The sequence below is a fragment of the Streptomyces sp. NPDC004732 genome (assembly GCF_040609235.1).
Classification (GTDB): Bacteria; Actinomycetota; Actinomycetes; order Streptomycetales; family Streptomycetaceae; genus Streptomyces.
Window position 1 is genome coordinate 408,353 of the sequence record NZ_JBEXJR010000007.1, and the last position, 12,391, is coordinate 420,743.

Genomic DNA, 12,391 nt, shown 5'->3' on the forward strand with positions numbered 1-12,391 from the left:
GCCGCATGCCGCGGCCGCACACCCCGCGATCACGGGCGGGGAGCTAAAGCGCACATGGTGAGCGAAGAGAAACTGGTCGACTACCTCAAGCGTGTCTCCGCGGACCTGCACGCCACCCGGCAGCGGCTGCGCGAGGCGGAGGAGCGCGACCAGGAACCGGTGGCCGTCGTGGAGATGGCCTGCCGCTACCCCGGCGGCGTCCGCACCCCCGAAGACCTGTGGGACCTGGTCGCCGCGGGCGGCAACGCCCTGGGCGCCTTCCCCGACAACCGCGGCTGGGACCTGGAGCGGCTCTTCCACCCCGACCCCGACCACCCGGGGACGAGTTACGCCCGCGAGGGCGGGTTCATCCACGACGTCGACCGGTTCGACCCCGAGTTCTTCGGCATCAGCCCGCGCGAGGCCGCGGTCCTCGACCCGCAGCAGCGACTGCTCCTGGAGTGCGCATGGGAAGCGCTGGAGCGCGCGGGCATCGACCCGCAGTCACTCCAGGGCAGCAGCACGGGCGTGTATGCGGGTGCGGCGCTGCCCGGCTTCGGCACCCCGCACATCGACGCGGCCGCCGAGGGACACCTCGTCACCGGCAGCGCCCCGAGCGTCCTCTCGGGGCGCCTCGCCTACACCTTCGGCCTCGAAGGGCCCGCGGTGACGATCGACACCGCCTGCTCGTCGTCGCTGGTCGCCGTGCACCTCGCCGCGCACGCCCTGCGGCGGCGCGAGTGCGACCTGGCGCTCGCGGGCGGCGTCACCGTGATGCCCACCCCGTACGTGTTCACCGAGTTCTCCCGCCAGCGCGGCCTGGCCGCCGACGGCCGCTGCAAGCCCTTCGCCGCCGACGCCGACGGCACCGCGTTCTCCGAGGGCGCCGGACTCCTCGTCCTGGAACGCCTCTCCGACGCCCGGCGGGCCGGTCACCGGGTGCTCGCCGTCATCCGCGGCTCGGCCGTCAACCAGGACGGCGCCAGCAACGGACTCACCGCCCCCAACGGTCCTGCCCAGCAGCGCGTGATCCGCGCCGCCCTCGCGGGGGCGCGGCTCTCCCCCGCGGAGGTGGACGCGGTCGAGGCGCACGGCACCGGCACCCGGCTCGGCGACCCCATCGAGGCCGACGCGCTCCTTGCCACGTACGGGCAGGAGCGGCACGCGGACCGGCCGCTGTGGCTCGGCTCGGTGAAGTCCAACATCGGCCACACCCAGGGCGCGGCCGGCGCGGCGGGGCTCATCAAGATGATCCAGGCGCTGCGGCACCGGACGTTGCCCGCGACGCTGTACGCCGACGAGCCCACTCCGCACGCCGACTGGGAGTCGGGCGCGGTGCGCCTGCTCACCGAGCCGGTGGCCTGGCCGCAGGGCGACCGGATCCGCCGGGCGGGCATCTCCTCGTTCGGCATCTCGGGCACGAACGCCCACCTCATCCTTGAGGAGGCGCCCCCGGCCGACGCCGACGCCGACACTGGTTCCGGGTCCGATTCCGATGCGGGTTCAGGGGGAGCCGTCGGCGCCGCGGGGTCCCGTGAGGAGCGGCGGACGCCGGTGCCGTGGCTGCTGTCGGCCCGCACGCCCGACGCGCTGCGCGCGCAGGCGGACGCGCTGGGGGGCCATGTCGCCGCCCCTGTGGACGAGGCAGACCATGCCGACGGCTCCACGGCCGTCACTGACATCGCCGCCACCCTGCTGCGCCGCACCCTGTTCGAGCACCGCGCGGTGGTGCTCGGTACCGGTCACGACGAGCGCGTCGCCGCACTCGACGCCCTCGCGGCCGGACGTACCCACCCCGCCCTCGTCCGCGCCGCGGGCCCCGCCAGGAGCGGTGGCACCGCCTTCCTCTTCACCGGTCAGGGCAGCCAACGCCCCGGCATGGGCGCCCAGCTGTACGCCACCTTCGACGCCTTCGGGCAGTCCCTGGACGAGACCTGCGCCCAGCTGGACCCGCTGCTCGAACAGCCCTTGCGAGACGTCCTGTTCGCCCCCGCCGATACCGCGCAGGCAGCCGTACTGCACGGAACCGGAGTGACCCAGGCCGCCCTGTTCGCCCTCGAAGTCGCCCTGTACCGCCTGGTCACCTCTTTCGGGGTCGCCCCGAGCCATCTGACGGGACATTCCGTCGGCGAGATCGCCGCCGCGCACGTCGCCGGGGTGCTCACCCTGCCGGACGCCTGCACGCTGGTCGCGGCCCGCGGACGCCTCATGCAGGCCCTGCCCATGGGCGGCGCGATGCTCGCCGTGCAGGCCGCCGAGGGCGACGTACTGCCGCTGCTCGCCGGACGGGAGGAGAGCCTCTCGCTCGCCGCCGTCAACGGCCCCGCCGCCGTCGTCGTGTCCGGCGCCGCCACCGCCGTCGCGGACCTCCAGCAGACCCTGCGTGGGCGCGGACTCAAGACCAAGCGCCTCAACGTCAGCCACGCCTTCCACTCACCGCTCATCGAGCCGATGCTCGACGACTTCCGTGCCGTGGCCCGCACCCTGACCTTCCACGCGCCGACGCTGCCCGTCGTCTCCAACCTCACCGGCCGTCTCGCCGACGCGGAGCTGCTCGCCGACCCCGAGTACTGGGTGCGGCACGTGCGCCGCCCCGTGCGGTTCCACGACGGACTGCGCACCCTGGGCGACCAGGGCGTCGTGCGCTACCTGGAGCTGGGACCCGATCCCGTCCTCGCCACCATGGTCCAGGACTGCCTCCCTGCCCGCACGGGCGAGGAGGCCGGGGAGGGCGCGGGCGAGCCGGTCGTCGTGGCCGCTCTGCGCTCCGGGCACGACGAGGCCCGCACGCTGCTCGGGGCCGTCGCCGCGCTCCACACCGACGGGCAACCCGCCGACCTCGGCACCCTCGTCCCCACCGACGCGGAGCAACTGCCGCTGCCCACCTACCGGTTCCAGCGGCGCAGGTACTGGCGCGCCACCCCCGACGCCGCGGCCCCCGCCCGCGCCGCGGGCCTCCAGGAGACCGGCCACCCCCTCCTGCCCGCCGTCATCCGGCAGGCCGACGGCGGCCTCCTGCTCGCGGGGCGCCTGTCCCTGCGTACGCAACCGTGGCTCGCCGACCACTCGATCGCGGGCGGCGTACCGCTGCCCGCCACCGCATTCGTCGAACTCGCCCTGCTCGCGGGGCGGCACGCCGACTGCGACACCATCGACGACCTGACGCTGGAATCGCCGCTGCTGCTCGATGACTCCGGCGAGGGTGCTGGAGCCGGGGAGGGGGCGGGCGCCGACGCCGTCAAGGTTCAGGTCGCCCTCGGCGCCCCCGACGACTCCGGCCGCCGCACCCTCACCATCCACTCCCGGCCCGCCGACGCGCAGTACGACGACGAGACGGGCGAGACGGGCGGGACGGGCGGGACCGGGGACCCGCACGGCTGGCGCCGCCACGCCACCGGCATCCTCACCACGGGCCGTACTGCCGAATCGCCCGCCCCCGCCCCTGTCCTCGGTGCCACGGCCTGGCCACCCGCCGACGCCACCGCCCTCGACGTGGACGCGCTGTACGCCCGCCTCGACGCCCAGGGCTACAGCTACGGGCCCGCCTTCCGCGTCGTGCACGCCGCCTGGCGACTCGGCGACGAGCTGTACGCCGACGTACGCCTCGCCGACGAACAGCGCGCCGACGCGGCCGCGTTCGCCCTCCACCCGGCCCTCTTCGACGCCGCGCTGCACGCCGTCGACGAGCTCTACCACGACAGCGGAAGCGGCACGGACGCCCCGGTGCGGCTGCCGTTCTCCTTCAGCGACATACGCCACCACGCCACGGGCGCCACCCGGCTTCGAGTCCGTCTCAGCCCTCAGGGTGACGACCGGCTGCGCCTGACGCTGGCCGACACCGACGGCGCCCCCGTTGCCACGATCGACGCCCTCCAGCTGCGGATCGTCCCCGCCGACCGCTGGCGCGCCGCCCACCCCGCCGCGGCGCCCCCGCTGCACCACCTGGACTGGCAGCAACTGCCGCTCCCCGACACCGCGCCCGCCGCCACCTTGGCCGTGCTCGGATCTGACGACTCGGGCCTGGCCCCTGCCGCGCACCACCACCCGGACCTGGCCGCCCTGACAGCCGCCGTCGAGAACGGCCAACCCGTACCGGACATCGTCTTCGCACCCATGCCCCCCGACGGCGGCCTGGAGTACACCACCGGCCAGGGCAGCACCGCGGCCGACCTTCCCGCCCAAGTACGCGCGCACGCCCAGCACACCCTCGACCTCCTGCGCGCATGGCTCACCGCGGACACCCTCACCGCCGCCCGCCTCGTCGTCCTCACCACGGGCGCCGTCACCGCCCGCGCCGACGACGCCCCCGCCGACCTGGCCACCGCCCCCCTCTGGGGCCTGGTCAGGGCCGCGCAGGCCGAACAGCCCGACCGCGTCCTGCTCGTCGACCTCGACCAGGACCCCGCCTCACGCCATGTCCTGCCCGCCGCCCTGGCCGCCGCGACCACCCACGCCGAGACACAGCTCGCCCTGCGAGCGGGCACCGCACTCGTACCGCGCCTCGCCGTGACCCCGCCCCCGACGGACACCGCCGAGCCCCACATCGCTCCGGACGGCACCGTCCTCATCACCGGCGGCACCGGCGGCCTCGGCCGGGCCGTCGCCCGTCACCTGGCCACCGCGCACGGCGCCCGGCACCTGCTCCTCGTGAGCCGCAGCGGCGAGGCGGCGGAAGGCATCGCGGAGCTGCGCGCCGACCTGACGGACCAGGGCGTGGAAGACGGCGCGAACGACGGCGTGGAAGACGGCGTGGACGACGGCGTGGACGACGGCGTGGATGTACGCGTCGCCGCCTGCGACATCACCGACCCCGCAGCCCTCGCCGCACTCCTGTCGGACATCCCCGCCGCACACCCGCTCACCGCCGTCGTCCACACCGCGGGCGTCATCGACGACAGCCTCATCGCGTCGATGACCCCCGACCGGCTCGACGCCGTCCTGGCGCCCAAGGCCGACGCGGCCTGGAGCCTGCACGAACTCACCCGCGACCTGGACCTGGCGGCCTTCGTCCTCTTCTCCTCCGGCGCCTCCGTCCTCGGCAACGGCGGCCAGTCCAACTACGCCGCCGCCAACGCGTTCCTCAACACCCTCGCCGAGCACCGCCGCGCCCAAGGCCTCGCCGCCACCTCGCTGGCCTGGGGCCTGTGGGAATCCGCGTCCGGCGGCATGGCCGCCCGGCTCGGCGACGCCGACCGCGCCCGCATCCGTCGCACCGGCGTCGCGGGCCTCACCGACGAGCAGGCCCTGGCCCTCTTCGACGCGGCCCTGACCGCCGCGCACCCCACGGTCCTCGCCACCCGCTTCGACCGTGCCGTCCTGCGCGGCCAGGCCGCCGCCCGCACCCTCCAGCCCGCACTGCGCGGCCTGGTCCGCACGCCCCGCACCGCCGCGGCCGCAACCGAAGAGAACGCGGCGGCCTCCACTTCGTGGAGCGCCCGCCTGGCACGGATGTCCGCCGCCGACCGGGACCGCGCCCTGCGCGACCTCGTCCGCGAGCAGATCGCGACCGTCCTGGCCCACCCCGCACCGGAGACCCTCGAACTGGGCCGTGCCTTCCAGGAGCTGGGCTTCGACTCGCTCACCGCCCTGGAGCTGCGCAACCGCCTCTCCACCGCCACGGGCATCCGCCTGCCCGCCACCCTCATCTTCGACCACCCCAGCCCCACCGCCCTCGTACGCCACCTCCGTGGCCATCTCCCCGACGCCGACCAGCACACTTCCCCGGCCGCACCCGTATCCTCGGCGCGCGCCACCGCCACCGACGACGACCCCATCGCCATCGTCGGCATGGCCTGCCACTACCCGGGCGGCGTGACCTCGCCCGAGCAGCTGTGGCGCCTCGTGGCCACCGGCACCGACGCCATCGGACCGTTCCCCGAGGACCGCGGCTGGGACACGGCAGGGCTCTTCGACCCCGACCCCGACCAGGTCGGCCACAGCTACACCCGAGAGGGCGGCTTCCTCTACGACGCCGCCCGGTTCGACGCGGGCTTCTTCGGCATCAGCCCGCGCGAGGCCGCCGCCACCGACCCACAGCAGCGGCTCCTCCTGGAAACCGCCTGGCAGGCCTTCGAGAACGCGGGCATCGACCCGGCGACCCTGCGCGGCACCCCGTGCGGCGTCATCACCGGGATCATGTACGACGACTACGGTTCCCGCTTCCTCGCCCGCAAGCCGGACGGCTTCGAGGGGCGCATCATGACCGGCAGCACCCCGAGCGTCGCCTCCGGCCGGGTCGCGTACACCTTCGGCCTGGAGGGCCCCGCCATCACGGTGGACACGGCTTGCTCCTCCTCGCTCGTCGCGATGCACCTGGCGTCCCAGGCCCTGCGCCAGGGCGAGTGCTCGCTCGCCCTCGCCGGAGGCGTGACCGTGATGGCCACGCCGAACACCTTCGTCGAATTCTCACGCCAGCGCGGCCTGGCCCCCGACGGCCGCTGCAAACCGTTCGCCGCGGCGGCCGACGGCACGGGCTGGGGAGAGGGCGCCGGACTCGTCGTCCTGGAACGCCTCTCCGACGCCCGTCGCAACGGCCACAAGGTCCTTGCGGTGATCCGCGGCTCAGCAGTGAACCAGGACGGCGCGAGCAACGGCATGACAGCCCCCAACGGCCCTTCGCAGGAGCGTGTCATTCGCGCCGCCCTGGCGGGCGCGGGTCGCAGCCCCGACGACGTGGACGTCGTAGAGGCCCACGGCACCGGCACGACGCTCGGCGACCCCATCGAGGCACAGGCCCTGCTGGCCACATACGGCCAAGGGCGCCCGGAGGAACGGCCGCTGTGGCTGGGCTCGGTGAAGTCCAACATCGGTCACACGCAGGCCGCCGCGGGTGCGGCGGGCGTCATCAAGATGGTGATGGCCCTGCGCCACGAACAACTCCCCGCGACACTCCACGCCGACGAACCGACTCCCCATGTGGAGTGGGACGGCGGCGGTGTACGCCTGCTGACCGAGCCGGTCCCGTGGACGCGTGGTGAGCGGGCGCGGCGGGCGGGGGTGTCTTCGTTCGGCATATCGGGGACCAATGCGCATTTGATTTTGGAGGAGGCGCCTGAGGACGAGGTGCCGGAGGACGTGGTGCCGGAGGACGTGGTGCGGGGTGAGGTGGCTGGTCCTGTTGCGTCTGGGGCCGGTGGTGTGGGTGTGGTGGTGCCGTGGGTGGTTTCTGGGCGGACGCCTGATGCGTTGCGGGAGCAGGCGCGGCGGTTGGGTGCGTTCGTGGCGGGTGATACGGAGGCGTTGCCGGGGGAGGTGGGGTGGTCGTTGGCGACGACGCGGTCGGTGTTCGAGCATCGGGCCGTGGTGGTCGGCCGGGACCGGGATGCGTTGACGGCTGGTCTTGAGGCGTTGGCTGCGGGTGAGGTGTCCGCGGATGTGGTGTCCGGGGCGGCGGCTTCCGCGGGTGCGGGGCCGGTGTTGGTCTTTCCGGGGCAGGGGTCGCAGTGGGTCGGGATGGGGGCCCAACTGCTTGATGAATCGCCGGTTTTCGCGGCGCGGATTGCTGAGTGTGAGCAGGCTTTGTCCGCTCACGTGGACTGGTCGTTGCGTGAGGTGTTGCGCGGGGACGGGAGTGAGCTGGCCCGGGTGGAGGTTGTGCAGCCGGTGCTGTGGGCCGTGATGGTGTCGCTGGCCGCGGTGTGGGCGGATCAGGGGATCGTCCCGGCCGCGGTGATCGGGCATTCGCAGGGTGAGATGGCTGCCGCCTGTGTCGCGGGCGCTCTCTCGCTGGAGGATGCGGCACGGATCGTGGCAGTACGCAGCGACGCCCTCCGCCAGCTTCAGGGCCACGGCGACATGGCCTCCCTGGGCACCAGCGCCGAGCAGGCCGCCGAGCTGATCGGGGACGACCGCCCGGGTGTCAGCATCGCCGCGGTCAACGGGCCGTCCTCTACGGTGATTTCGGGTCCGCCGGAGGAAGTCGCTGCCGTCGTCGCCGAGGCCGAGGAACGTGGCCTCCGTGCCCGGGTCATCGACGTCGGCTACGCCTCCCACAACCCCCAGATCGACCAGCTCCACGACCTGCTCACCGAGCGCCTGGCGGACATTCAGCCTGTGCCGACCGACGTGGCGTTCTACTCGACGGTCACGGCCGAACGCCTCGACGACACGACAACCCTGGACACCGCGTACTGGGTTACCAACCTCCGCCAGCCGGTCCGCTTCGCCGACACCATCAAGGCACTGCTGGCCGACGGCTACCGCCTGTTCATCGAGGCGAGCCCCCACCCCGTCCTCAACCTCGGCATGGAAGAGACCATCGAGCAGGCGGACGCCACCGCCACGGTGATCCCCACCCTGCGCCGCGACCACGGCGACGCCACCCAGCTCACCCGCGCCGCCGCCCAGGCCTTCACCGCAGGCGCGGAGGTCGACTGGCGGCGCTGGTTCCCGACGGAACCCACCCCTCGTACCGTCGACCTCCCCACCTACGCCTTCCAACACCAGCACTACTGGCTGGAGGAGCCCACCGGGCTCACCGGGGATGCCGCCGATCTCGGCATGGCTTCCGCGGGGCACCCGCTGCTCGGTGCCTGCGTGGAACTCGCCGAGGCCGACTCGTACTTGCTCACCGGACGGCTCTCCCGCAAGGCCCCGTCCTGGCTGGCCGAGCACGTCGTGGCGGGAACCGCGCTGGTGCCGGGGGCCGCGCTGGTCGAGTGGGTGCTGCGGGCCGCCGACGAGGCGGGCTGCGCGACGCTCGACGAGCTCATGCTGCAGGCGCCGCTCGTGCTGCCTGAGAAGGGCGGTCTGCAGGTCCAGGTGGCCGTGGGGGCGCTCGACGAGCAGAGCGGACGGCGTGACGTACGCGTGTACGCGCGCCCTGATCAGGAGGGCGGCGCCGACTGGCTGTGCCATGCGTCCGGTGTGGTGAGTGCCGAACTCGCCACACAGGCCGAAGGGTTGAGCGGGCAGTGGCCGCCGCTTGGTGCTGAAGCCGTGGACGTCGAGGACTTCTATGCGCGGGCCGCGGAGGCAGGGTACGAGTACGGGCCCGCGTTCCAAGGGCTGCGGGCGCTGTGGCGGCACGGGACCGAGCTGCTCGCCGAGGTGGAGCTGCCCGAACAGGCAGGTTCCCACGACGGGTTCGGGATTCATCCGGCGTTGCTCGATGCCGCCCTGCATCCACTGATGCTCCTCGACCGGCCCGAGGACGGGCAGATGTGGCTGCCGTTCGCGTGGAACGGAGTGTCGCTGAGCGCGGACGGGGCGACCCGCCTCCGTGTCCGGCTCTCCCCGCAGGGGGAGTCGGCCGAGCGTGACCTGAGGGTCGTGATCGCCGACGGCACCGGCGCGCCCGTCCTGGGCGTGGACGCGCTGACCCTTCGCGCGGCCGACCTCGGCCAGCTGGTGGCGGCGGCCCGTGGTGGTGTCGACGGGCTCTACACCGTGGACTGGACGCCCCTTCCCGTACCGCCGCCCTCCGAAGCGGTGGAGGGCGGCGACTGGGTCACGCTCCCGGACGGTGCCGGACCGGCCGATGTGGTGGTGTCGACCGCCGATGGTGACGTGCCGTGGGCGGTGCTGGCTCCCGTCGAGGCCGCTGCGGACGGCGACGGCCTGCGGGTCGCCGAGCGTGTGCTCGCGCAGGTCCAGGAGTTCCTGGCAGCACCGGAGTCGGCCGAGTCCCGTCTCCTCGTGGTGACGCGCGGGGCGGTGGCCACCGACGGTGACGACGACGTGGACGCATCCGCGGCGGCCGCGTGGGGGCTGGTGCGCAGCGCCCAGTCGGAGAACCCCGGGCGCTTCGTCCTGCTCGACGTGGACGTAGACGTTGACGTTGACGGGCGGAACGCGAACGGCAGCGGCAACCCTCTGGACCACCCGATTCCGCAGCCCGCCCTGCGCCACGCCGTTTCCGTCCTCGAAGAGCCGCAACTCGCGCTCCGCGACGGCGTCTTGTACGTCCCCCGCATGAACCCCGCACGCGCCCCCGAGGAACTCGTCCCGCCGGTCGGGTCGTCCGCCTGGCGTCTCGGCACGTCCGGCACGGCCACCCTCGAAAACCTGTCGGTGATCGATGCCCCGGAGGCGCTCGCGCCGCTGGAGCCGGGTCAGGTGCGGGTCTCCGTGCGGGCGGCGGGCATGAACTTCCGTGACGTGCTGATCGCGTTGGGCATGTATCCCGACAAGGGCACCTTCGCGGGAAGCGAAGGCGCGGGGCATGTGATGGAGGTCGGTCCTGGCGTCACCCGGCTCGCTGTCGGCGACCGCGTGATGGGTCTGTTCGAGGGGGCCTTCGCCCCGCTGGCGGTCGCGGACGCCCGGATGGTCGTGCCGGTGCCGGACGGCTGGAGCATGGCGGAGGCCGCGGCGGTGCCCGTGGTGTTCCTGACGGCCTGGTACGGGCTCGTGGACCTCGGTCGGCTTCGGGCGGGCGAATCCCTGCTCATCCACGCGGGAACCGGCGGCGTGGGCATGGCCGCCACCCAGATCGCCCGCCACCTCGGCGCCGAGGTGTACGCCACCGCCAGCCCCGCCAAGCACGGTGTGCTCGACGGCATGGGCATCGACGCGGACCATCGCGCCTCGTCCCGCGACCTCGACTTCGAGGGAGTGTTGCGGGAGGCGACGGGCGGGCGCGGCATGGATGTCGTACTCAACAGCCTGGCCGGGGAGTTCACCGATGCCTCGCTGCGTCTGCTCGCGGAGGGCGGGCGCATGGTCGACATGGGCAAGACCGACAAGCGCGACCCCGACCGAGTGGCGGCCGACCATGCGGGTGCGTGGTACCGGGCCTTCGACCTGGTGCCGCACGCGGGACCCGACCGGATCGGGGAAATGCTGGCGGAGATGGGCGAGTTGTTCGCGTCCGGGGTGCTGGCGCCGCTGCCGGTCAGGACGTGGCCGCTCGGCCGGGCGCGGCAGGCGTTCCGGTTCATGAGCCAGGCGAAGCACACCGGCAAGCTGGTCCTCGAGATCCCGCCCGCCCTCGATCCGGACGGCACGGTGCTCATCACCGGCGGGACCGGGGTGCTGGCCGGAGCGGTGGCCGAGCACCTGGTCAAGGAGTGGGGCGTACGACACCTGCTGCTGGCGGGCAGGCGTGGTCCCGAGGCACCCGGGAGTATTGAACTCGCCGCCCGACTCTCCCAGTTGGGCGCCGAGGTGACCGTCGTCGCGGCCGATGTCGGCGATCCGGACGCCGTGGCGGAACTCGTGGGCAAGACGGACCCGGCGCACCCGTTGACCGGTGTGATCCACGCGGCCGGTGTCCTGGACGACGCCGTGGTCACCGCGCAGACGCCCGAGAGCCTCGGGCGGGTGTGGGCGGCGAAGGCGACCGCGGCACGTCATCTGCACGAGGCCACGCGGGAGATGAGGCTCGGTCTGTTCGTGGTCTTCTCCTCGGGGGCGGCGACGCTCGGCAGCCCGGGGCAGGCCAACTACGCCGCGGCGAACGCCTACTGCGACGCCCTCGTCCAGCACCGCCGGGCCGGGGGACTGACCGGCCTCTCGGTCGGCTGGGGCCTGTGGCGGACGGCGAGCGGCATGACCGGGCACCTCGGCGAGACGGACCTCGCGCGCATGAAGCGCACCGGATTCACCCCGCTGACCACCGAGAAGGGCCTTGCCCTCCTGGACGCGGCCCGCGCCCACGGCCGCCCCTGCGTCGTCGCGGTGGACCTCGACGCGCGCGCCGTCGCCGCGCAGCCCGCCGCGTCCCGGCCCGCACTCCTGCGCGCCCTGGCCGGTACGGCCCCGGGAGCCAGGAGCGTCCGCCGCACCGCGGCCACGGGCGCCGCGGCCGCGGCGGACGGGCTCGCCGCGCGCCTCGCCGGGCTGCCGCCCGCCGAACAGCGCCGTCTGCTGCTCGACCTCGTCCGGGGCAATGTCGCGGGCGTCCTCGGGCACGCCGACCACGAGGCCGTCCGCCCGGACACGTCGTTCAAGGAGCTCGGCTTCGACTCCCTCACCGCCGTGGAACTGCGCAACCGGCTGGCGGCGGCCACCGGCCTCAAACTGCCCGCCGCACTCGTCTTCGACTACCCCGAGTCGGCCACCCTCGTCGACCACCTCCGGGAGCGGCTTTCGCCCGAGGGCGCACCACAGCCCCTGAAGGACGCCGCGGACCCGGTGCTCAACGAACTCGGCAGGATCGAGTCCTCCTTGGTGGCGCTCGCCCTCGACGACGACGCGCGCGGACGGGTCGCCAGGCGTCTCAACGCCCTGCTGTCGAAGCTGAACGGCTCGGGCCCCGGGACCGGGACCGGCGGCGGTGCCACGTCGGGCGCGGCGGGCGTGACGAGTGCGGCGGGCCTGGACGCGCTCGACGACGTGTCCGACGACGAAATGTTCGCGTTCATCGACCGAGAGCTGTGACCTGCTGCCCTTCCCGATCCCTGCCCTGATCCCTCTCCCAAGCCCTCTCCCGAGCCCTCTCTGTTCCCCTGTGCCCTTCGCTGATGGAGAA

The 12,391-nt window shown here is 73.7% G+C and carries 1 protein-coding gene; it reads left to right on the top strand.

The window, feature by feature from the left end; translation table 11 throughout:
* Nucleotides 1–54: 54 nt before the first annotated feature.
* Nucleotides 55–12,300: an SDR family NAD(P)-dependent oxidoreductase gene (locus ABZV77_RS23125; protein ID WP_356259844.1), complete on the top strand. Its 12,246-nt coding sequence runs from the start codon at nt 55–57 to the stop codon at nt 12,298–12,300.
* The last annotated feature ends 91 nt before the right edge of the window (nt 12,301–12,391 follow it).